The sequence below is a fragment of the Streptomyces sp. NPDC023157 genome (assembly GCF_055560575.1).
This window is the reverse complement of the sequence record NZ_JBVHIL010000009.1, coordinates 304,248-324,306: the sequence shown is the minus strand read 5'-3', so window position 1 is coordinate 324,306 and position 20,059 is coordinate 304,248. Positions and strand designations below refer to the sequence as shown.

21 protein-coding genes and 5 tRNA genes are annotated in these 20,059 nt (G+C 72.4%); 7 read left to right on the top strand and 19 right to left on the bottom strand.

The features are described 5' to 3' along the window. Positions 1 to 29 precede the first annotated feature (29 nt). On the top strand, positions 30 to 2,753 hold the full coding sequence (locus tag ACZ3ZE_RS30105) for a tetratricopeptide repeat protein (protein WP_467261515.1): 2,724 nt from the start codon (positions 30 to 32) through the stop codon (positions 2,751 to 2,753). A 19-nt stretch (positions 2,754 to 2,772) separates the two neighbouring features. Here the strand turns inward: ACZ3ZE_RS30105 and ACZ3ZE_RS30100 are convergent, their stop codons facing one another. After that, positions 2,773 to 4,371 carry a DAK2 domain-containing protein gene (locus tag ACZ3ZE_RS30100; protein WP_361623736.1) on the bottom strand — a complete coding sequence of 533 codons (1,599 nt, stop codon included), beginning with the start codon at positions 4,369 to 4,371 and terminating at the stop codon, positions 2,773 to 2,775. 230 nt (positions 4,372 to 4,601) lie between these two features. Here ACZ3ZE_RS30100 and rpmB point away from each other — a divergent pair, with 230 nt between their 5' ends. After that, a complete protein-coding gene (gene rpmB / locus ACZ3ZE_RS30095) occupies positions 4,602 to 4,787 on the top strand; it encodes a 50S ribosomal protein L28 (protein WP_003957616.1) in 186 nt (61 codons plus the stop codon). 129 nt (positions 4,788 to 4,916) lie between these two features. Here rpmB and thiD read toward each other — a convergent pair whose 3' ends face one another. Together thiD and ACZ3ZE_RS30085 are read right to left on the bottom strand one after the other, a co-directional pair. Further along, positions 4,917 to 5,717 (bottom strand): bifunctional hydroxymethylpyrimidine kinase/phosphomethylpyrimidine kinase, encoded by an 801-nt coding sequence (gene thiD, locus ACZ3ZE_RS30090; protein WP_361175046.1) that lies wholly within the window; start codon positions 5,715 to 5,717, stop codon positions 4,917 to 4,919. Continuing rightward, positions 5,714 to 6,676 carry a thiamine-phosphate kinase gene (locus ACZ3ZE_RS30085; protein WP_361175048.1) on the bottom strand — a complete coding sequence of 321 codons (963 nt, stop codon included), beginning with the start codon at positions 6,674 to 6,676 and terminating at the stop codon, positions 5,714 to 5,716. Before ACZ3ZE_RS30085 ends, thiD begins: the two co-directional genes overlap by 4 nt. A gap of 248 nt (positions 6,677 to 6,924) precedes the next feature. On the opposite strand from ACZ3ZE_RS30085, the gene ACZ3ZE_RS30080 reads away from it, so the two are divergent. Together ACZ3ZE_RS30080 and ACZ3ZE_RS30075 are read left to right on the top strand one after the other, a co-directional pair. After that, positions 6,925 to 7,158, top strand: coding sequence for an Lrp/AsnC family transcriptional regulator (locus tag ACZ3ZE_RS30080; RefSeq protein WP_046905450.1), 234 nt, complete (start codon positions 6,925 to 6,927; stop codon positions 7,156 to 7,158). A 20-nt stretch (positions 7,159 to 7,178) separates the two neighbouring features. Then, positions 7,179 to 7,661, top strand: a complete 483-nt coding sequence (locus ACZ3ZE_RS30075; RefSeq protein ID WP_361175052.1) for a DUF3515 domain-containing protein — start codon at positions 7,179 to 7,181, stop codon at positions 7,659 to 7,661. 36 nt (positions 7,662 to 7,697) lie between these two features. Here ACZ3ZE_RS30075 and ACZ3ZE_RS30070 read toward each other — a convergent pair whose 3' ends face one another. From ACZ3ZE_RS30070 to ACZ3ZE_RS30060, 3 genes are all read right to left on the bottom strand, one after another. Continuing rightward, positions 7,698 to 8,837, bottom strand: a complete 1,140-nt coding sequence (locus tag ACZ3ZE_RS30070; RefSeq protein ID WP_361175055.1) for a D-alanine--D-alanine ligase family protein — start codon at positions 8,835 to 8,837, stop codon at positions 7,698 to 7,700. 75 nt (positions 8,838 to 8,912) lie between these two features. Beyond that, positions 8,913 to 9,914: an NAD(P)H-dependent glycerol-3-phosphate dehydrogenase gene (locus tag ACZ3ZE_RS30065; protein WP_361623739.1), complete on the bottom strand. Its 1,002-nt coding sequence runs from the start codon at positions 9,912 to 9,914 to the stop codon at positions 8,913 to 8,915. After that, complete coding sequence (locus ACZ3ZE_RS30060) at positions 9,911 to 10,660, bottom strand: lysophospholipid acyltransferase family protein (protein WP_361175061.1); 750 nt, start codon at positions 10,658 to 10,660, stop codon at positions 9,911 to 9,913. The genes ACZ3ZE_RS30065 and ACZ3ZE_RS30060 overlap by 4 nt, the downstream gene beginning before the upstream one ends. A 125-nt stretch (positions 10,661 to 10,785) precedes the next feature. Between ACZ3ZE_RS30060 and cofC the strand changes: the two genes are divergently transcribed. Together cofC and ACZ3ZE_RS30050 are read left to right on the top strand one after the other, a co-directional pair. After that, on the top strand, positions 10,786 to 11,457 hold the full coding sequence (cofC, locus tag ACZ3ZE_RS30055) for a 2-phospho-L-lactate guanylyltransferase (RefSeq protein WP_361623742.1): 672 nt from the start codon (positions 10,786 to 10,788) through the stop codon (positions 11,455 to 11,457). 10 nt (positions 11,458 to 11,467) lie between these two features. Then, complete coding sequence (locus ACZ3ZE_RS30050; RefSeq protein WP_207926432.1) at positions 11,468 to 11,671, top strand: hypothetical protein; 204 nt, start codon at positions 11,468 to 11,470, stop codon at positions 11,669 to 11,671. A gap of 100 nt (positions 11,672 to 11,771) precedes the next feature. Here ACZ3ZE_RS30050 and ACZ3ZE_RS30045 read toward each other — a convergent pair whose 3' ends face one another. The 4 genes from ACZ3ZE_RS30045 to leuC all read right to left on the bottom strand — a co-directional run bounded on the left by ACZ3ZE_RS30045 (position 11,772) and on the right by leuC (position 14,957). Continuing rightward, positions 11,772 to 12,458 carry an HU family DNA-binding protein gene (locus ACZ3ZE_RS30045; RefSeq protein ID WP_361175067.1) on the bottom strand — a complete coding sequence of 229 codons (687 nt, stop codon included), beginning with the start codon at positions 12,456 to 12,458 and terminating at the stop codon, positions 11,772 to 11,774. Between the two features lie 142 nt (positions 12,459 to 12,600). Next, positions 12,601 to 12,828, bottom strand: a complete 228-nt coding sequence (locus ACZ3ZE_RS30040; protein WP_361175070.1) for an SCO5555 family protein — start codon at positions 12,826 to 12,828, stop codon at positions 12,601 to 12,603. Positions 12,829 to 12,932: 104 nt separating this feature from the next. Then, a complete protein-coding gene (gene leuD, locus ACZ3ZE_RS30035) occupies positions 12,933 to 13,526 on the bottom strand; it encodes a 3-isopropylmalate dehydratase small subunit (RefSeq protein WP_361175073.1) in 594 nt (197 codons plus the stop codon). A 6-nt stretch (positions 13,527 to 13,532) separates the two neighbouring features. Continuing rightward, complete coding sequence (gene leuC / locus ACZ3ZE_RS30030) at positions 13,533 to 14,957, bottom strand: 3-isopropylmalate dehydratase large subunit (protein WP_361623745.1); 1,425 nt, start codon at positions 14,955 to 14,957, stop codon at positions 13,533 to 13,535. A gap of 141 nt (positions 14,958 to 15,098) precedes the next feature. Here leuC and ndgR point away from each other — a divergent pair, with 141 nt between their 5' ends. Continuing rightward, positions 15,099 to 15,815 (top strand): IclR family transcriptional regulator NdgR, encoded by a 717-nt coding sequence (ndgR, locus tag ACZ3ZE_RS30025; RefSeq protein ID WP_005311436.1) that lies wholly within the window; start codon positions 15,099 to 15,101, stop codon positions 15,813 to 15,815. A gap of 138 nt (positions 15,816 to 15,953) precedes the next feature. Here ndgR and ACZ3ZE_RS30020 read toward each other — a convergent pair. The 9 genes from ACZ3ZE_RS30020 to ACZ3ZE_RS29980 form a co-directional block, all read right to left on the bottom strand. Further along, positions 15,954 to 16,026: transfer RNA gene (locus ACZ3ZE_RS30020), tRNA-Glu, on the bottom strand. A gap of 42 nt (positions 16,027 to 16,068) precedes the next feature. Next, positions 16,069 to 16,140 (bottom strand) — tRNA-Gln (locus tag ACZ3ZE_RS30015). Between the two features lie 14 nt (positions 16,141 to 16,154). Next, positions 16,155 to 16,227 (bottom strand) — tRNA-Glu (locus ACZ3ZE_RS30010). Positions 16,228 to 16,288: 61 nt separating this feature from the next. Continuing rightward, positions 16,289 to 16,361: transfer RNA gene (locus tag ACZ3ZE_RS30005), tRNA-Glu, on the bottom strand. 43 nt (positions 16,362 to 16,404) lie between these two features. Next, positions 16,405 to 16,476: transfer RNA gene (locus ACZ3ZE_RS30000), tRNA-Gln, on the bottom strand. Positions 16,477 to 16,571: 95 nt separating this feature from the next. Continuing rightward, entirely contained in the window at positions 16,572 to 17,294 is a 723-nt protein-coding gene (locus ACZ3ZE_RS29995) for an HAD family hydrolase (protein WP_361175080.1), read from the bottom strand. Between the two features lie 124 nt (positions 17,295 to 17,418). Further along, on the bottom strand, positions 17,419 to 18,891 hold the full coding sequence (gene gltX, locus ACZ3ZE_RS29990; protein WP_467261463.1) for a glutamate--tRNA ligase: 1,473 nt from the start codon (positions 18,889 to 18,891) through the stop codon (positions 17,419 to 17,421). Further along, positions 18,884 to 19,678, bottom strand: a complete 795-nt coding sequence (locus ACZ3ZE_RS29985) for a fumarylacetoacetate hydrolase family protein (protein ID WP_361175085.1) — start codon at positions 19,676 to 19,678, stop codon at positions 18,884 to 18,886. Before ACZ3ZE_RS29985 ends, gltX begins: the two co-directional genes overlap by 8 nt. A gap of 102 nt (positions 19,679 to 19,780) precedes the next feature. Beyond that, positions 19,781 to 19,969, bottom strand: a complete 189-nt coding sequence (locus ACZ3ZE_RS29980; protein WP_361175087.1) for a hypothetical protein — start codon at positions 19,967 to 19,969, stop codon at positions 19,781 to 19,783. Positions 19,970 to 20,059: the final 90 nt, after the last annotated feature.

Below are 20,059 nucleotides of genomic sequence, written 5' to 3'. Positions count from 1 at the left end.
GCCCGGAGTTCCAGGCCCTGCGCGAGGCCATGCGGGACAACCACGCCCAGCCCGAGGGCCCGGCGCGCAACGCCCGCGCGGAACGGCTGCTCGCGGACGCGGAGCGGATCGGCGAGCCGCTCGCGGTCATCGAGGCGCTCGGCCACCAGCTCCAGGTCTACAACTACAGCTCCGAGAAGGCGAAGCTGTTCGTGCCCTTCTCGCGGCTGCTGCGGATGTGGGACCAGAACCCGGCCGACTTCGACGCCCAGGAGACGTACACGCTGCACTGGGTCTTCAAGTGGGTCTCCAGCGGCATGCTCGACCAGCCGCACATCCCGCTCGCCTCGATCGAGAAGTGGCTGGGCGAGATGGAGCACCGCTACCGGCTCGCCGGGCACTCCGAACGGGCGGTGCGGCAGGGCGAGTTCCGGGTCGCCCGGCACATCGGCGACCTCGACCGGGCGGCCCGCGCGTACGCGGCGTGGCTGGCGGCCGAGCGCGACGAGATGGCCGACTGTCACGCCTGCGAGCTGCACGGGCAGGGGCTGTGGCAGGCCGAACTCGGCGACGACGAGGCCGCGCTCGCGGCCTGGGCGCCGGTCCTGGACGGCGAGCACTCCTGCGCCCACGAGCCGCACGCGGTGCTCGCCTCCTCGCTGCTGCCGCTGCTGCGGCTCGGCCGGACGGAGCAGGCGCGGGCGAACCATCTGCGCGGGCACCGGCTGGTGCGCCCGATGGAGAGCATGCGCGGCGCGATGGCGCTGCACATCGAGTTCTGCGCGCTGACCGGCAACGAGGGACGGGCCCTGGAACTGCTCGCGGAGCGCCCGGCGTACTTCACGGACCACGGCGACCCGGACAGCGAGCTGGACTTCCTGGCCGTGACGGCGCTGCTGATGGACCGGCTGGTGGCGCGCGGGCTCGGCGGGCAGCGGGTGCCGGGCCCCTCGGCCGGGGAGACGGCCACGGCCCCGGCGCGGGAGTGGACGGCGGCGGAGCTCGGGCGCCACGCGCGGGAGCGGGCCGAGGAGCTGGCCGCGCGGTTCGACGCGCGCAACGGCTCGGACCGGGTGAGCCGCCTGGCCCGGCGGCAGATGGCGGCGCAGCCGCTGGTCGACCGGCTGCCGCTGGGCGTCCGGTCCGCGGGCCCGTCCGTACCCGCCGAGGCCCCGGCGCCGCCGGCGGTGGCCGCCCCGCGCGACCTGCTGGCCGAGGCGCGGCGGCTGACGGCGGAGCGGCGGCCGGAGGCGGACGCGGCCTGGGCGGCGCTCGCGCGGGCCGAGGCGGCGGGCCTCGCGGAGCTCGACGGCCTGGCCTCGGCCGAGCTGACCGACCACCGGGCGATGTCCCTGGAGGCGGACCCCGCCGAGACCGCGGCCCTGTTCCGGTCGGCGGCCGGGCGGTACGAGGCGGCGGGCGCCGTCGGCGAGGCGTGGGCGGCCCGGGCCAGGGGCGCCTACGCGCTCGGCGAGCCCGAGGCCTTCGCGGAGCCGGTCGCCGCGCTGCGCCGGCTCCACGAGGGCGGCGGGGCGACGGCCCGCCAGCTGTCGGGGGCGCTGCTGCTGCGGGCCCGGGTGCTGGGCACGGCGGAGGCGGCCGAGGAGGTGCTGGCGTTCGCCGGGGCCCCGGAGGTCGCCGACCGGATCGCCGAGGCCGAATGGCTGCTGGGCGACGCGGCGGCGCGGGACGGCGACACCGGGCGGGCGGCCGGGCGGTACGAGCGGGCGGCGGAGCTGTTCCGCGAGGCCGGGCTGCCCTGGTACGCGGTGGAGCCGGAGGCGCGGCTCGCGGCGCTGGCGCAGCGCGAGGGCGACCTCGCGACGGCCGAGCGGGCGGCGCGGGCGGCCCTGGCGCACGGCGCCGGGTACGCGGGGCCCGCCGGGCAGGCCCGGCTGCGGCTGCGGCTCGCGGAGGTCCTCGGCGCGGCCGGCCGGCCCGGCGAGGCGGCCGAGCAGGCCCTGGAGGCGGCGCACTGGGCGGACGAGGCGGGCGAGAGCCGGGGCCTCGGGGCGTACGCGCGCCATCTGCTCGGCGGCTGGCTGCTGCGCGAGGGCCGGTGCGAGGAGGCGGCGGCGGTCCTGGAGGCGGTGCTTCCGGAGCTCTCGGCCGAGGAGCACGGGGACGGGACGGTCGTCCAGACGCTGTGGTGGCTCGGCGACTGCCTGATGAACGTGGCGGAGCCCCGGTCGGCGGCCGAGCGGTGGCTGCGGGCGGCCGAGCTGGCGGCGGCGTGGCCGGACCAGCTGGACCACGCGACGCTGGCGAACCTGGCGGCGCAGGCCCTGTTGCGGGCGGAGCTGAACGAGCAGGCGGCGGCCGCGTTCGAGCGGGCCGGCGAGCTGTGGCGGACCCTCGGCGACACCCCGGCGTACGTCCGCACCCTGCGGGTACGGGCCTGGATCGCGGGCCCGGACGCCCAGGGGCGCGCGCTGATGGCGACGGCGGCGGAGGCCTGCGGCGAGGACCCGCGGCAGCTGGCGGACACGTACCGGCAGACCGCCGACCTCCTCGCCCGCGCGCCGGAGCCGGACCTGCCCGAGGTGCTCGCCTTCGCCGAGCGCGCCTCGGCCGGTTACGCCGCCGTGGGCGACCTGGCCGCCCGGCTGTCCGCTGACCTGCTGGCCGGCTGGCTCCACCTGGACCTGGGCGACCCGGGGCCGGCGGCGGAGCTGGCCCGGGCGGTGCTGTCCGCGGGCTCCCCGGACCACCACGCGGAGGCGAGCGCCCTCCTGTCCAGGACGGCGACGCCTCCCCCGCCCCGGGAACCGTGACGGGAGGCGGGACCGGGGGCTACTCCACCCCGATGAGCAGGGCCGGGGCGCCCGCCCCCGCCTCGTACGTCGTGGTGTCCACCGCCAGGTGGGTGGCCCGTACGTGGCGTTCCAGGGTGGGGGCCAGGTCCGGCGGGGTGTCGGCGGCGACGACGAGCGTGACGAGCTCGCCGCCGGCGGAGAGCATCCGGTCGAGGACGGTGCGGGCCGTGGTGGTGAGGTCCTGGCCGATGACGGCGACGTCGCCCTCGATGAGACCGAGGACGTCCCCGGCCTGACAGACGCCGACGGAGGTGAAGGACTGGTGTTCGGCGACGGCGAGTTCGGCGTAGCGGGTCGCGCCGGCCGCGGCGCTCATGGCGACGACGTCCTCGTCGAAGCGCCGGTCCGGCTCGTGGACGGCGAGGGCGGCGATGCCCTGGACCGCGGCGCGGGTGGGGATGAGGGCGACCCGGATGCCCTCGGCGCGGGCCTGCTCGACGGCGGCCGCCGCGGCCTGCCGCAGCTCGGTGTCGTTGGGCAGCAGGACGACCTCGCGCGCGTGGGCCCGCCGGATCGCCTCGGCGAGCTCCGCCCCGGTCGGCGGTGCGCCGGGCAGGGCGAGCAGCGTGGTCGCCCCGGCCTCGGCGCAGAGCCCGGCCAGGCCCTCGCCGGGCAGGACGGCGACCACGGCCCGCTGGACGGGCTCGCGCGGCTGCGCGGCGGCGCCCTCGAAGTGCGTGATCCGGATCCGGTACGGGCGTCCCGCCTCGACCCCGGCCTCGACGGCCGCCCCCGCGTCGTCGACGTGGACGTGCACGTTCCACAGCCCGTCGCCGCCGACGACGACCAGGGACTCCCCCAGCGCGTCGAGCCGGGTCCGCAGCCGCTCCACGGCCCGGTCCTCGGCCTCCAGGAGGTAGATCACCTCGTAGCCGGGCCCGCCCCCGCCGTCACATCCCGGGTCGAGGACCGGGCGGTGCGCGGGGGCCGCGAGCCGGGCCGGCGCCTCCCCGGTGAGGCTCGCCACGAGCGCCCCGAGCACGGTCACCAGACCGCGTCCTCCGGCGTCCACGACGCCCGCGCGGCGCAGGACGTCCAGTTGGCCGGGGGTCCGCTCCAGGGCGCTCCTGGCCCCCTCGTACGCCGTCGTGGCCACCGTCACGAGCGGTCCGCCCCCCGCGCAGGCCTCGGCGGCGGCGCAGGCGACGGTGAGGACGGTGCCCTCGACGGGGTGGGCGACGGCCTGCCGGGCCGCGTCGGCGGCTTCGGCGAAGGCGCGGGCGAGGTGATCGCCGTCACTTCCCTCGGCGAGCACGGCGGCCATGCCGCGCAGCAGCTGGGAGAGGATCGTCCCGGAGTTGCCGCGGGCGCCGAGCAGCGCGCCGTGCGCCATGGCGCGTATGACCTGGGCCACGTCCGGGCGTTCCCCGGCTGCTTCGGCGGCCTCGGCGAGGGCCGTGACGGACCGCGCGGCGGACTCCACGGTCAGGTACAGGTTGGTGCCGGTGTCGCCGTCCGCGACGGGATAGACGTTGATGGCGTCGATCTCCTCGCGCTCTCTGCCGAGCGCCTCCAGCGCCCCTGCGCACCAGGTTCGGACCGCTTCGGCGTCGAGGGTCTGCGGAGCTCGCGGCAACGGGTGGTCCTCCTGTGCGCTGCGGTCGGTTCACCGCAGGGTAGACCCGTGATCACCCCGGGCCCGGGGCGGGGGCGGCGAAGACCGTGGTAGTTTCGTTCCACGGAAGCAGTCGTTGTATGCTGCTTCGGTTGCCCGGCACTCGTCGGGCCATTCCCCGGCAAGCCACTTCAGTTACCTGATTCCGGTGCGCCGGTTTCACTGTAAATCTGAAGTCTTTGGAGTGACCCGTGGCTGCCAACTGCGACGTCTGCGGCAAGGGGCCGGGCTTCGGCAACAACATTTCGCACTCGCACCGCCGTACGTCTCGTCGCTGGAACCCGAACATCCAGCGTGTGCGTGCCGTGGTCGGTCGGACGCCGAAGCGGCTCAACGTCTGCACCTCGTGCATCAAGGCCGGCAAGGTCTCGCGCTAACCGCGACGTTATGTCGTAGCGCAGCCCCTGCGGTTGCCTTGAGAGGCCGGTTCACCTAGGTGAACCGGCCTCTTGCCTTGCCCGCGTACGGAACGGGGCGAGGCCCCCTCCTTCTGGCGCCGGTGGCCCTCAGCCCCGGAAGCGCCACCCGTGGTCGACCGGGCCGATGCCCGCGCCCAGGGAGAAACCGGCGGCGATCGCCCCGGTCACATAGGTCTTGGCCTGCCGTACCGCCTCCGGCACCGGCAGGCCCTTGGCGAGCCCGGACGCGACGGCGGAGGCGAGCGTGCAGCCCGTGCCGTGGGTGTGCCGGTTGTCGTGCCGCGGCGCGCGCAGCCAGTGCTCCTCGGAGCCGTCCGTGAGCAGGTCCACGGCGTCCTCGCCCGAGGGCAGGTGTCCGCCCTTGATCAGCGCCCAGCGCGGCCCGTACGCCAGGATCGCGTCGGCCGCCCGCCGCATCCCCGGCTCGTCCTCGACCACGACGCCCGTGAGCTGCGCCACTTCGTCCAGGTTCGGGGTGGCGACGGTCGCGACCGGCAGCAGCTTCGTGCGGACGGAGTCGAGCGCGGAGGCGGCGAGCAGCGGGTCGCCGTGCTTGGAGACGCCGACCGGGTCGACGACCACGGGGACGCCGACCGGGGCGAGCAGTCCGGCCACCGTCTCCACGAGCGGGGCGGAGGCGAGCATGCCGGTCTTCACGGCCTGGACGCCGATGTCGTCCACCACGGCCCGGAACTGGGCCCGTACGGCCTCCTCGGGCAGCTCCCAGGCTCCGTGGACGCCCCGCGAGTTCTGGGCGGTGACGGCGGTGATCACGCTCATGCCGTGCACGCCGAGCGCGAGCATCGTCTTCAGGTCGGCCTGGATGCCCGCGCCGCCGCCGGAGTCCGATCCGGCGACGGTCAGCACCAGCGGCGGACGGGACGTCACTCGGTCTCTCCGAAGTGGTCCCAGCCTCCCGTGCTGTGCCAGGGCGCCCCGTCGACGGTCACCTGGGGCAGCGCCGAGGGGTTGAGGACCTCGCCGATGACCTTCCAGCGGGCGGGCAGCTTCACGTCCGGCGGGAAGGTGGCCACGATCGCGTGGTCCTCGCCGCCGGTGAGCACCCACTGGAGCGGGTCCACTCCGACCGCCTGGCCGATGTCGTTCATCTGGGTGGGAATGTCGATGAGGCCGGAACGCAGGTCGATGCGGACCTTGCTGGCCTCGGCGATGTGCCCGAGGTCGGCGATCAGGCCGTCGCTGACGTCGCACATGGCGGTGGCGCCGAGCCCGGCCGCCGCGGGGCCCGCGTGGTACGGCGGCTCGGGGCGCCGGTGGGCCTCGACGAAGGCGCGCGGGGAGCGGAAGCCGCGGGAGAGCACCGCGTAGCCGGCGGCGGACCAGCCGAGCCAGCCGGTGTAGGCGACGACGTCGCCGGGCTGGGCGCCGCCGCGGGTCACCGGGTCCTGGTTGCGCAGGTCGCCCAGGGCGGTGATGGAGACCGTGATCGTGTCGCCGCGGACCACGTCGCCGCCGACCACGGCCGCGCCGGCCACCTGGCACTCGTCGCGCAGGCCGTCCATGAGCTCGGTGGGCCAGGTGACGGGGAGTTCGGCGGGGACGACCAGGCCGAGCAGGAGCGCGGTGGGGACGGCGCCCATGGCCGCGATGTCGGCCAGGTTCTGTGCCGCGGCCTTGCGGCCGACGTCGTAGGCCGTCGACCAGTCGCGGCGGAAGTGACGTCCTTCGAGCAGGATGTCCGTGCTGACCACCACCCGCCGGTCGGGGGCGGAGACGACCGCCGCGTCGTCGCCGGGTCCGATCCGTACCGCCGGGGTGGCGGTGAGCCGGGAAGTGAGCTCCTTGATCAGCCCGAACTCGCCCAGCTCTCCGACTGTGCCCTTCACCGCGTCTCACCTCGTGTCGTCGTGCCGGCCGCCGCGCCGCTCCGCCGTTCCTCGCGCTGCGGGTCGCGGGCCGTCACCGTGCCGGATACCGTCAAGTAGACCGTCAACTTCTTCCGTGCGTGCGCCACACTGCGAGTGCCTTCGGGCGCGCAGGTCTCCCCGCGACGCGAGGCGACGCGGTAACGTGGCGTCTCTTTCTCCCACAAGATCCTCGTGCACAAGATCCTCGTGGCCGCCCTGGAGGTTCCGTGGTACAGGCGTACATCCTTATTCAGACCGAGGTGGGCAAGGCGTCGACCGTCGCCGAGACCATCGCCAAGATCCCGGGGGTGATCCAGGCGGAGGACGTGACCGGTCCGTACGACGTGATCGTGCGGGCGGAGGCCGACACCGTGGACGCGCTCGGCCGCATGGTGGTCGCCAAGGTCCAGCAAGTGGAAGGCATCACCCGCACACTCACCTGCCCGGTCGTACATATCTAGCCCCCGTCTACCCTAGGCCGGTGACGTCTTCCCACCGGCCCTTCGGCCTGCCCGCTTCCGCCGCCGCGGCCTTGCTGCTGCTGGCCGTCGCGGGCTGTTCCCCTCCGGACGCGAAGGCGTCGGTCCCGGTCCCCGGTCCGGCGGCGGCCGAGGCCGCCGTCTGCCGGTCGCTCGCGAAGGAGCTGCCCGGCACCGTGGCGGGTCTGGAGCGCTCCGGCACCGAGCCGGACTCCGAACTGACCGCCGCGTGGGGGGATGCCGCGATCGTACTGCGCTGCGGGGTCCCCCGGCCCGAAAAGATGAACGATCCCCAGGCCCAGGGGATCGACGCCGACGGCGTGAACTGGCTCTACGAGCGGCGCGAGGGCGACGGACCCCGCTTCACCACGACGTACCGCAAGGCGTACGTCGAGGTGACGCTGGACAAGCGGTACGCGCATGACGTCGGCCCGCTCGTGGATCTCGCCGCCCCCGTGAAGAAGGCCGTTCCCCCCAGCCTCTAGGCACCCTCAGGGCCGCCCTCCCGGGCGGCCCGGGGCCTAGCGCAGGCCCGTGGAGCGGTTCAGCGCGGCCTGGATGAGCCGGTCGACGAGCTCCGGGTAGCCGACGCCGCTCTCCTGCCACATGCGCGGGTACATGGAGATGGGCGTGAAGCCGGGCATGGTGTTGATCTCGTTGATGACGAAGCCGCCGTCCTCCGTGAGGAAGAAGTCGGCGCGCACCAGGCCCTCGCAGGAGACGGCCTCGTAGGCCGCGACCGCCAGGCGCTGGATCTCGGCGGTGGCCTCGTCGCCGATCGGCGCGGGCACGATGCCGGAGGCCGAGTCGATGTACTTGGCCTCGAAGTCGTAGAAGTCGTGGTTCGTGACGGCCGGGATCTCGGCCGGCACGCTGGCGCGCGGGCCGTCCTCGAACTCCAGGACGCCGCACTCGATCTCGCGGCCGCGGATCAGCGACTCCACGATGATCTTCGGGTCGTGGCGGCGGGCCTCCTCGACGGCCTCGTCGAGGCCGGAGAGGTCGTCGACCTTGGTGATGCCCATGGAGGAGCCGCCACGGGCGGGCTTCACGAAGAGCGGCCAGCCGTGGTCGGCGGCGAACTCCACGATCTTCTTGCGGGCCTCGGCGGGGTTCTGCTCCCACTCGCGGGGCCGGATGACCTCGTACGGGCCGACCGGCAGGCCGAAGGAGACGAAGACCCGCTTCATGTACTCCTTGTCCTGGCCGACGGCGGAGGCGAGGACGCCCGCGCCGACGTACGGGACGCCGGAGAGCTCCAGCAGGCCCTGGAGGGTGCCGTCCTCGCCGTACGGGCCGTGCAGCACGGGGAAGACGACGTCGACCTCGCCGAGCGCCTTCGGCACCGAGCCGGGCTCGTGGTGGACGACCTCGCGGCTGGCCGGGTCGACGGAGAGGACCACGCCGCCGGTCTCGGACTCGGCGAGGTCGGTCACGCTCGGCAGGGTGCGGTCGGCGATGGCCATCCGCTCCGGGGCGTCGGCGGTCAGCGCCCAGCGCCCGTCGGTGGTGATGCCGATGGGCAGCACGTCGTACTTGTCCCGGTCGATGGCGCTCAGGACGGCGCCTGCGGTGACGACGGAGATGGCGTGCTCCGAGCTGCGTCCGCCGAAGACGACGGCCACGCGCGGCTTGCGGGGGCTCTGGGTGTTCTCGCTCATATCGCGTTGAGGGTACCTTGCGACGTCCGAACTGCTGAGCGCCCCGCTGCCGCCGCGCGTGTACGGCTCACTCCGCTAGCGCCGTTCCGCCTTCGCGCTGCGGGACATCAGCTCCTTGAGGGCGACGATCGGCGGCTTGCCCTCGTGGACGATCGAGACCACGGTCTCGGTGATGGGCATGTCGACGCCGTGCCGCCGGGCCAGATCGAGCACGGACTCGCAGGACTTGACGCCCTCGGCGGTCTGCTTGGTGGCCGCGATGGTCTCCTGGAGGGTCATCCCGCGGCCCAGGTTGGTGCCGAAGGTGTTGTTCCGGGAGAGCGGCGAGGAGCAGGTGGCGACGAGGTCGCCGAGGCCCGCGAGGCCGGAGAAGGTGAGCGGGTCGGCGCCCATGGCGAGGCCGAGGCGGGTGGTCTCGGCGAGGCCGCGGGTGATCAGGGTGGCCTTGGAGTTGTCGCCGAGCCCCATGCCGTTGGCGATGCCGACGGCGAGACCGATGACGTTCTTGACCGCTCCGCCGAGCTCGCAGCCCACGACGTCGGTGTTGGTGTACGGGCGGAAGTACGGGGTCATGCAGGCGGCCTGGAAGCGCTGGGCGACCGTCTCGTCGACGCAGGCGACGACGGCGGCGGCGGGCTGCCGGGCGGCGATCTCCAGAGCCAGGTTGGGGCCGGTGAGGACGGCCACGCGGTCGGCGGGGACGTCCGCGACCTCCATGACGACCTCGCTCATCCGCTCGGCGGTGCCGAGTTCGACGCCCTTCATGAGGGAGACGAGGACGGTGTCCGGGGCGAGCACCGGCTTCCAGGCGGCCAGGTTCTCGCGGAGCGTCTGCGAGGGCACGACGAGGACGGTGAAGTCGGCGCCGTGGGCGGCCTCGGCCGGATCGGCGGTGGCCGTGATGCCCTTGGGGAGTTCGATCCCCGGCAGGTAGTCGGGGTTGACCCCGGTGCTGTTGATGGTCTCGGCGAGGGCGGCGCGGCGGCCCCACAGGCTCACCTCGCACCCCGCGTCGGCGAGCACCATCGCGAAGGCGGTACCCCAGGATCCATTGCCGAAGACGGCTGCCTTGGTCACTTCTTGCCTTCCCCCGCGGCCTTGCGCCGCTGCTCCAGCCGGGCCTTGCGGTGGTCGTACGGCTCGGCCGGCGCCTTCTCGCCCCGGACCTCCTCCAGGAGGCGGGTGATGGCCGCCATGATCACCTCGGTGGCCTCGCGCAGCACGTCGGGCGTGGGCTCGAGGCCGTAGAAGCGGGAGAGGTCGACCGGCGGACCGGCCTGCACGATGAGGGTCTTGCGCGGCCACAGCCGCAGCTTGTCCTCCTTGGCGTACGGCGGCATCGCGAGGTTGGCGCCCCACTGGGCGACCGGGACGACGGGGGCCTGGGTGAGCAGCGCGACGCGGGCGGCGCCGGTCTTGCCGGCCATGGGCCACATGTCGGGGTCGCGGGTGAGGGTGCCCTCGGGGTAGAAGGCGACGCACTCGCCGCGCTCGATGGCGTCGACGGCGGCCCGGAAGGCGTCCAGGGCGTTGGTGGTCTCGCGGTAGACCGGGATCTGTCCGGTGCCGGTCAGCATGGTGCCGACGAAGCCCTTGAAGAGGCCCGCCTTGGCGAGGAAGCGGGGCACCCGGCCGGTGTTGTACTGGTAATGCGCGTACGACAGCGGGTCCAGGTACGAGTTGTGGTTGACCGCGGTGATGAATCCGCCGTCGGCCGGAATGTGTTCCGTCCCGCGCCAGTCCCGCTTGAACAGCACCACCAGTGGGGGTTTGGCGATGACCGCCGCCAGGCGGTACCAGAAGCCGATTCTGCGGCGGGGCACTCGTGCACCTTTCTCCGGGACTTGTTCGCAGGGGGTCAAGTGTCACTCCCCGCTCCTGGTCTGTCGAGGACACCGTACGCCCCGGGGCTCGGCCGCTCCGCGCGGGCGGGACAGAATGGGACCCGATGAGGAACTCCGCCGCCGGCAGCGCCGGCCACACCACCGCCGACGGCTGGTCCCTGGTCGTGCCCCTGAAGCCGCTGGCGCGCGCCAAGAGCAGGCTGGCCCCGGCCGCGGCGGGGGCTCTGCGCCCCCGGCTGGCCCTGGCGTTCGCCGAGGACACCGTGGCGGCGGCACTGGCCTGCGCGACGGTACGGGATGTGGTGGTCGTCACGGACGACCGGACGGCCGCGGCGGCGCTGGCGGCGCTCGGGGCGCGGATCGTCCCCGACGTTCCGGGCGGTGGGCTCAACGGGGCGCTCGCGCACGGGGCCCGTGCGGTGCGGGCCGCGCGGCCGGGTGCGGCGGTGGCGGCGCTGAACGCCGATCTGCCGGCGCTGCGGTCCGCTGAGCTGGCCCGGGTCCTGGAGGCGGCCGGAGAATTTCCCCGGTCTTTTCTCGCGGATGCGGCCGAAATAGGTACGACATTCCTCGCGGCGTGCTCCGGTACGGAATTGGAACCGGCATTCGGAGGAGCTTCGCGGCGGCGGCATTTGTCCTCGGGGGCGGTGGAAATCCGGCTCGGAGGGGTGGATTCCGTGCGCCGGGACGTGGACACCGGGAAGGATCTGGCGGCGGCGCTGGCCCTGGGCGTGGGGCCGCGGACGGCGGCCCGGTGGGTGGGCGCGGCCGGATAGGCTGCGGTCCATGCAGGCGACCGCGTACACGTACGATCCCGAGACCCGCAGCGGCAGTGTGCTGCTCGACGACGGCACCCCGGTGGAGTTCGGGGCCGAGGCCTTCGAGGCGGGCGGGCTGCGACTGCTCCGCCCGGGGCAGCGGGTGCGGATCGAGACGGCGGGCGAGGGCGAGGCCCGGCGGATCACGCTGGTGACGCTGCAGACCTTCTAGTCGGGGCGTTTCGCCGTCCGGAAGTGCCGCGTCCTCCGGACGCGCCGCGGGCCGGGCTCCCTCTCGGGGAGCCCGGCCCGGCGTGTGAGCGTCTGCCGCCTTACTTCTTCGCGGCGGCCTTCTTCGCGGTGGTCTTGCGCGCCGTCGTCTTCTTGGCGGGCGCCTTCTTCGCGGTGGCCTTCTTCGCCGGTGCGGTCTTCTTGGCGACGGTCTTCTTGGCCGTGACCGCCGTCTTCTTCGCCGGGGCCGCCTTCTTCGCGGCCGCGGTGGTCTTCTTCGCGACGGTGGTGGCCTTCTTGGCCGCCGCCGTGGTGGTCTTCTTCGCGGCCGCGCTGGTCTTCTTCGCGGCGGCCGTCGTCTTCTTCGCCGGGGTCGTCGCCTTCTTCGCGGCGGCCTTCTTGGCGGTGGTGGCCTTCTTGGCCGCGGCCTTCTTGACGGTCGCGGAGGCGCCACCGGTCAGGCTGCCCTTGGGCGCCTTCTTGACGGAGACCTCGCCACCCTTGGGGAGCTTCTTCGAGCCGCTGACCAGGTCCTTGAAGCCCTGACCCGCACGGAAGCGCGGAACGGAGGTCTTCTTGACCCGCACCCGCTCACCCGTCTGCGGGTTGCGGGCGTAGCGGGCCGGGCGGTCGACCTTCTCGAACGAGCCGAAGCCGGTGACCGAGACCCGGTCCCCGCTGACCACGGCCCGCACGATGGCGTCGAGCACGTGGTCGACGGCGTCGGCGGCCTGCTGGCGGCCGCCCATCTTGTCGGCAATCGCTTCTACGAGCTGCGCCTTGTTCACGTCTTCCCCTTCGGAGACATTGCCGGAACGAAAGTGTTCAAGCTATTTCGCACGTTAGGCATGTATATACCGCAAATCAAACACGAAACGGGCTAATCACCCTACTGCCGCAACGCGGAAGCACGTTACGGAGTTCCTGGTGTCAGTCGTCTTCGGGGAATCGACCCTCGTCGAGGTCCTTCATCAACCGTTCCAGACGCGTTGCTGCGTCCGGGAGATCGTGCTTCGCCGCGGCCGTGATGACCAGCAGCTTCCGGGACAGCGCCATCCTTACGCCCTCCGGGACTTGCAGTGAGCGCACTCTTGTGTGCGCTTCCTTCAATCGGGCGGCGACTGACTCGTAGAGCTCGAGTTGGCTGTCGCGTTCCATGCACCGATTGTGCCATCTAGGGCGAGTTGTCGCCCGACGGGGTCCCAACAAGCGACTGCGCCCCCCACCGGGCGGTGGGGGGCGCAGTCCTGGAAAAGCGCTGCTCAGGCCGTAATTGTACGGGGCTTGAAGGCCGGTCGGGAGGCCTCGTAGGCGGCGATGTCCGCTTCGTTCTGAAGGGTGAGGCTGATGTCGTCCAGACCGTTCAGCAGCCGCCAGCGGGCGTTCTCGTCGAGCTCGAAGTCGGCGTCGATCCCCGGGGCGAGGACCTTGCGGGCCTCCAGGTCGACGGTGACCTCGACGGTCGGGTCGGCCTCGGTGGCCGCCCACAGCGCGTCGACGGTGTCCTGCGGCAGGACGACGGTCAGCAGGCCGTTCTTCAGCGAGTTGCCGCGGAAGATGTCGGCGAAGCGGGAGGAGATGACGGCCTGGAAGCCGTAGTTCTGCAGCGCCCAGACGGCGTGCTCACGGGAGGAGCCGGTGCCGAAGTCGGGGCCGGCGACCAGGACCGTGGCGCCCTGCCGCTCGGGGCGGTTGAGGATGAACTCGGAGTCCTTGCGCCAGGCCTCGAAGAGACCGTCCTCGAAGCCGTCGCGGGTGACCTTCTTTAGCCAGTGCGCCGGGATGATCTGGTCGGTGTCGACGTTGCTGCGGCGCAGCGGGACGGCGCGGCCGGTGTGGGTGGTGAATGCTTCCATGGTTCCTCAGACCCCCGCGGTGGTGGCGACGTCGGACAGATCGGCCGGGGAGGCCAGATGGCCCAGGACGGCGGTGGCGGCGGCGACCTGGGGGGAGACCAGGTGGGTGCGCCCGCCCTTGCCCTGCCGGCCCTCGAAGTTGCGGTTGGAGGTGGACGCGGAGCGCTCACCGGGGGCCAGTTGGTCGGGGTTCATGCCCAGACACATCGAGCAGCCCGCGTGCCGCCATTCGGCGCCGGCCTCCTTGAAGACCTTGTCCAGACCCTCCTCGACGGCCTGGAGGGCGACCCGGACCGAGCCGGGGACGACCAGCATGCGGACGCCGTCGGCGACCTTGCGGCCCTCCAGCAGGGAGGCCGCGTTGCGCAGGTCCTCGATGCGCCCGTTGGTGCAGGAGCCTACGAAGACGGTGTCGACCCTGATGTCGCGCAGCGGCTGTCCGGCGGTCAACCCCATGTACTCCAGGGCCTTTTCGGCGGCCAGGCGCTCCGAGGCGTCTTCGTACGAAGCGGGGTCGGGGACGTTCGCCGAAAGCGGCGCACCCTGGCCCGGGTTGGTGCCCCAGGTCACGAAGGGGGCCAGCGCGGCGGCGTCGATGACGACCTCGGCGTCGAAGACCGCGTCCTCGTCCGACTTCAGCGTCTTCCAGTACGCGACGGCGGCGTCCCAGTCCTCGCCCTCGGGGGCGTGGTCACGGCCCTGGAGGTAGGCGAAGGTGGTCTCGTCGGGGGCGATCATGCCCGCGCGGGCACCGGCCTCGATCGACATGTTGCAGATGGTCATCCGGGCTTCCATCGAGAGCTTCTCGATGGCGGAGCCGCGGTACTCCAGGATGTAGCCCTGGCCGCCGCCGGTGCCGATCTTCGTGATGATCGCCAGGATCAGGTCCTTGGCGGTGACGTCCTCGGGCAGCTCGCCGTCGATCGTGATGGCCATGGTCTTGGGGCGGGCCAGCGGCAGCGTCTGGGTGGCCAGCACGTGCTCGACCTGGCTGGTGCCGATGCCGAAGGCCAGCGCGCCGAAGGCGCCGTGCGTGGAGGTGTGCGAGTCGCCGCAGACCACGGTGGTGCCCGGCTGGGTCAGGCCCAGCTGCGGTCCCACGACGTGGACGACGCCCTGCTCGACGTCGCCCAGCGGGTGCAGCCGGACGCCGAAGTCGGCGCAGTTCTTCCGCAGGGTCTCCAGCTGCGCGCGGGAGACCGGGTCGGCGATCGGCTTGTCGATGTCGAGGGTGGGGGTGTTGTGGTCCTCGGTCGCGATGGTGAGGTCGAGGCGCCGCACCTGCCGGCCGTTCTGCCGGAGCCCGTCGAACGCCTGCGGGCTGGTCACCTCGTGCAGCAGGTGCAGATCGATGAAGAGGAGGTCGGGCTCGCCTTCGGCGCGCCGGACGACATGGTCGTCCCAGACCTTCTCCGCGAGTGTCCTACCCATCGCTTTCCCTCCGGCCGACGGCGTGCGCCGGCACCACTAGAGACCCGTTTGGCGGGCCGTTGTGCGGCCGCCCCACCAGAGTGACAAGTTCCTCGGAAAATTGAACTTGCGTTTCACAGAGTGAGACGCGAATATCGTTGCATGGACAACTCTAGCGGCGTAGGCGTTCTCGACAAGGCAGCCCTTGTCCTGAGCGCCCTGGAGTCCGGTCCGGCCACCCTCGCAGGTCTGGTCGCGGCGACGGGACTCGCACGACCCACGGCACACCGACTCGCCGTGGCTTTGGAACACCACCGGATGGTGGCCCGCGACATGCAGGGCCGGTTCATCCTCGGACCGCGGCTGGCGGAGCTCGCCGCCGCGGCCGGCGAGGACCGTCTCCTCGCGACGGCCGGGCCGGTGCTCACGCACCTGCGCGACGTCACCGGCGAGAGCGCCCAGCTCTACCGGCGCCAGGGCGACATGCGGATCTGCGTTGCGGCGGCCGAGCGGCTGTCCGGACTTCGGGACACCGTCCCGGTCGGCTCGACGCTGACCATGAAGGCCGGCTCGTCCGCGCAGATCCTGATGGCCTGGGAGGAGCCCGAGCGACTGCACCGCGGTCTGCAGGGCGCCCGCTTCACGGCGACGGCCCTGTCGGGCGTACGGCGCCGCGGCTGGGCCCAGTCGATCGGTGAGCGGGAGCCCGGCGTCGCCTCCGTCTCCGCGCCCGTACGCGGCCCCTCGAACCGCGTGGTGGCCGCCGTGTCGGTCTCGGGCCCGATCGAGCGCCTGACCCGGCACCCGGGCCGGATGCACGCCCAGGCGGTCATCGACGCGGCCGCGCGCCTCTCCGAGGCCCTGCGCCGCAACGGCTGACCCGCCGTCCTTTCCCACTCTCCCTCTGTTCGTTCACCGGCCCACCGCTCCAACGCCGCAGCGGTGGGCCGGAGTTGTGTCCGTGGTCGGATAACGACGAAGAAGCCCTTCCCCGAAGGGAAGGGCTTCTTCGTTTTGTACCCCCGACCGGATTCGAACCGGCGCTACCGCCTTGAGAGGGCGGCGTGCTAGGCCGCTACACAACGGGGGCCTTTTGCGGATCAGATCCGCAGGTGCAGATGAGCTCTGCGAGCTGGCCTACCTGGACTCGAACCAAGAATGACGGTACCAGAAACCGTAGTGTTGCCAATTACACCATAGGCCATGGTGGTTACACCGTACCCCCGACCGGATTCGAACCGGCGCTACCGCCTTGAGAGGGCGGCGTGCTAGGCCGCTACACAACGGGGGCCCTAGCGATCCTGCATCGAGTTCACCGGGAGCTACCCAAGTGATCCCGCGGGAAGGATCTGTACCCCCGACCGGATTCGAACCGGCGCTACCGCCTTGAGAGGGCGGCGTGCTAGGCCGCTACACAACGGGGGCTTTGCGGATGAGATCCGCGTACGTGCAGATGAAGCTCTGCGAGCTGGCCTACCTGGACTCGAACCAAGACTAACGGAACCAGAAACCGTCGTGCTGCCAATTACACCATAGGCCACCGGGGCGCGATCCCTCCGAGGGGGGATCTTGCTCGGCTTGCGCTTCCGGGGCTTTCCGGCCTTTCGGCCCGTTCCCCTCGGCGCAGGAAGAACATTACCCGAAGGTGGACGGTGCTCCAAAACGCGTATCCGCACGCAGGACGCGGGACAGCTGACGAAGGCCGGTGATGCGGGTCAGCTCGGGTCGTCCGCCGGTGTCCGCGCGGTCCAGCCAGATGCCCCGCAGCCCCGCCTCGGCCGCGCCCCGGGCGTCGATGTCGGGCTGGTCCCCGACGTACGCGACCTGTGCCGGCGGCAGCCCGAGGGCCGTGCACGCGGCGTGGAAGGCCTCGGCGGCCGGCTTGGCGACGCCGAGCTCCGCGGCGCACAGGACGGCCTCGAACCGGTCGCGCACGCCCAGCAGCCTCAGCTTGCGCTCCTGGTTGTGGATGCTGGAGTTCGACAGGACCGCCTGCCGGTACTCCCCCGCGAGCAGGTCGAGCGCGGGCAGGGCGTCCGGGAACAGCCCCCACGCGGCCTCGTAGTGGGCCATGTACCGCTCGAACCAGGCGTCGGCCTCGGCGGGGCTCAGGCCCGGCAGCGCGAGAAAGTCCCGGACCCGGTCGCGGCGCTGGTCGAGGAAGTCCACGCCGCCGGCCTCGAAGCGGCGCCAGTGCAGCGCCGTGAGCTCCTTCCAACGCACGAGGGCCTGGTCGACGGAGTCGTATCCGTCGGCCAGGCCCTCGGCCGCGAGGTGCGCGCTCATGCCGTCGTGGTCGGCGCGGGCGTAGTCGAAGAGGGTGTCGTCGATGTCCCAGAGGATCGCGCGGATGCCCATGGCACGACGGTACCGCCGGGGCGCCGCCGGCCGCCGGGGTTCGGCTCCCCCGGGTGCGCCGACGCCACGGGGGCGGCGGCCGGAGGGGATCCGGGCGCCGCCCCCGTGGGCGTACGGAAGGGTGTCAGCCGGCCAGCTTCGCCAGCGCGGCGTCGACGCGGGCGAGGGTCTTCTCCTTGCCCAGGATCTGCAGCGACTCGAAGAGCGGCAGGCCGATCGTGCGGCCGGTGACGGCGACGCGGACCGGGGCCTGCGCCTTGCCCAGCTTGAGGCCGTGGGCCTCGCCGGCGGTCAGGACGGCGTTCTTGAGGGACTCGGGGTCGCTCCAGTCGGCGGCCTCCAGCTTCTCGCGGGCGGTCACGAGGAGGGCGTCGGAGCCCTCCTTCATGGCCTTGGCCCAGCTGGCCTCGTCGAGGACCGGCTCCTTGAGGAAGAGGAAGTCGACGTTGGCCGTGATGTCCGACAGGACGGTCACGCGGGTCTGGGCGTACGGCGCGATGGCCTCCCAGGCGGCACGGTCGAAGTCCTCGGGGGCCCAGTTGGCGTGCGGGGCCGCCAGCCAGGGCTCGCAGGCCTCGGCGAAGGCCTTCGGGTCGAGCATGCGGATGTGGTCCGCGTTGATCGACTCGGCCTTCTTCAGGTCGAAGCGGGCCGGGTTGGCGTTGACGTCCGCGATGTCGAACTTCTCGACCATGTCCTCGATCGAGAAGACGTCCTGGTCGGCGGAGAACGACCAGCCGAGCAGCGACAGGTAGTTCAGCAGGCCCTCGGGGAGGAAGCCGCGCTCCCGGTAGAGGTTGAGGGAGGCCTGCGGGTCGCGCTTGGAGAGCTTCTTGTTGCCCTCGCCCATGACGTACGGCAGGTGGCCGAAGGCGGGGATCTCCTTGGCGACGCCCAGCTCGATCAGCGCCTTGTAGAGCGCGATCTGGCGCGGGGTGGAGGAGAGCAGGTCCTCGCCGCGCAGGACGTGGGTGATCTCCATCAGGGCGTCGTCGACCGGGTTGACCAGGGTGTACAGCGGGGCGCCGTTGGCGCGCACGATGCCGTAGTCGGTGACGTTCTCCGCCTGGACGGTGATCTCGCCGCGGACCAGGTCCGTGAACGTGGTCGCCTCGTCGGGCATCCGGAAGCGGACGATGTGGCTGCGGCCCTCGGCCTCGTACGCCTGCTTCTGCTCGGCGGTGAGGTCGCGGCAGTGGCCGTCGTAGCCGGACGGGCGGCCGGCCGCGCGGGCGGCCTCGCGGCGCTCGTCGAGCTCCTCGGCCGTGCAGTAGCAGGGGTACGCGTTGCCGTTGGCGACCAGGCGCTCGGCGATGTCGCGGTAGACGTCCATGCGCTGGGACTGGCGGTACGGGGCGTGCGGGCCGCCGATCTCCGGGCCCTCGTCCCAGGTGAAGCCGAGCCAGCGCATCGAGTCGAGCAGCTGCTGGTACGACTCCTCGGAGTCGCGCGCGGCGTCGGTGTCCTCGATGCGGAAGACGAACGTGCCCTGGTTGTGCCGGGCGAAGGCCCAGTTGAAGAGGGCGGTGCGGACCAGGCCCACGTGGGGGTTGCCGGTCGGGGAGGGACAGAAACGGACGCGGATCGCGTTAGCCACGCTTGATCACCTTGTTGGTGAGAGTGCCGATGCCTTCGATGGTGACGGCGACCTCGTCGCCGACGTTGAGGGGGCCGACCCCGGCGGGGGTGCCGGTGAGGATGACGTCGCCCGGGAGCAGCGTCATGGCCTCGGTGATGTGGACGACCAGGTCCTCGATGGAGCGGATCATGTCGCTCGTGCGGCCGAGCTGGCGCTGTTCGCCGTTGACGGTGGCCTGGACGGTCAGGTCGCCGGCGGCGGCCGGGGTCAGGTCGGTCTCCACCCAGGGGCCCAGCGGGCAGGAGGTGTCGAAGCCCTTGGCGCGGGCCCACTGGGCCTCGCGCTTCTGGACGTCGCGGGCGGTGACGTCATTGGCGCAGGTGTAGCCGAAGATGACGTCCTTGACGCGCTCGCGGGGAACCTCGCGGCACATGCGGCCGATGACCACGGCCAGTTCGGCCTCGTGGTGCAGCTCGTCGGAGAAGGAGGGGTACTCGATGGCGTCACCGGGGCCGATGACCGAGGTGGTGGGCTTGAAGAAGGTCACCGGAACCTCGGGGACCTCGTGGCCGAGCTCCTTGGCGTGCTCCGCGTAGTTGCGGCCGATGGCCACGATCTTGTTGGGGAGCACGGGCGGCAGCAGCCGCACCTTGCTGAGCGGGACCTTGGTGCCGCTCAGCTCGAAGTCGGTGTACGGGATGCCCTTGATGATGTCGAGGACCAGGCCGCCGGACTCGACGGTCCCTTCGCCCTCGACCGCGCCGAAGGCGACGTTGCCGTCGATGGAGAATCTGGCGATGCGCACGAGTGCTGTCGCCCCTCACTTGCTACTGGCTGGAGTCTGACGCTCCAGGCTAACGCGGCGAGGGGGCGCACCCTGCGGGTTTCCCGCCGGGCCGGCCGGGGACTAGCGCTCCGGGCGGTACGGCTCGGGGGCGGTCATCAGGATGGTGCGGCGCGGGTTGGCCGTCTGGCCCGGGAGCTGGACGGCGTACTCGGGCTGGGCGCCGCGGCCGAGCTGGGCGGCGTCCTCGAGGTGGGCGAGGGTGGCGCGGCGGGGGTTGGCCGTGGTGCGGAGTACGGGCGTCGTGTTCATCGCGGTGTCGGACCCTTGTCTGGGGAGTGGCGGGGTGGAGCACCCATTTTGTAAAGCGTCAGGCTAAACATGCAATTCCCTGCGAATGCA

Excerpts from the sequence above, each read along its gene's own strand:
- ACZ3ZE_RS30105 (WP_467261515.1), top strand. The coding sequence starts at position 30 with ATGCGGGACAACCACGCCCAGCCCGAGGGCCCGGCGCGCAACGCCCGC.
- ACZ3ZE_RS30070 (WP_361175055.1), bottom strand. The coding sequence starts at position 8,837 with ATGAGCGAGAACACCCAGAGCCCCCGCAAGCCGCGCGTGGCCGTCGTC.
- cofC (WP_361623742.1), top strand. The coding sequence starts at position 10,786 with ATGAGGAACTCCGCCGCCGGCAGCGCCGGCCACACCACCGCCGACGGC.
- ACZ3ZE_RS30050 (WP_207926432.1), top strand. The coding sequence starts at position 11,468 with ATGCAGGCGACCGCGTACACGTACGATCCCGAGACCCGCAGCGGCAGT.
- ACZ3ZE_RS30040 (WP_361175070.1), bottom strand. The coding sequence starts at position 12,828 with ATGGAACGCGACAGCCAACTCGAGCTCTACGAGTCAGTCGCCGCCCGA.
- leuD (WP_361175073.1), bottom strand. The coding sequence starts at position 13,526 with ATGGAAGCATTCACCACCCACACCGGCCGCGCCGTCCCGCTGCGCCGC.
- leuC (WP_361623745.1), bottom strand. The coding sequence starts at position 14,957 with ATGGGTAGGACACTCGCGGAGAAGGTCTGGGACGACCATGTCGTCCGG.
- ndgR (WP_005311436.1), top strand. The coding sequence starts at position 15,099 with ATGGACAACTCTAGCGGCGTAGGCGTTCTCGACAAGGCAGCCCTTGTC.
- ACZ3ZE_RS29995 (WP_361175080.1), bottom strand. The coding sequence starts at position 17,294 with ATGGGCATCCGCGCGATCCTCTGGGACATCGACGACACCCTCTTCGAC.
- ACZ3ZE_RS29980 (WP_361175087.1), bottom strand. The coding sequence starts at position 19,969 with ATGAACACGACGCCCGTACTCCGCACCACGGCCAACCCCCGCCGCGCC.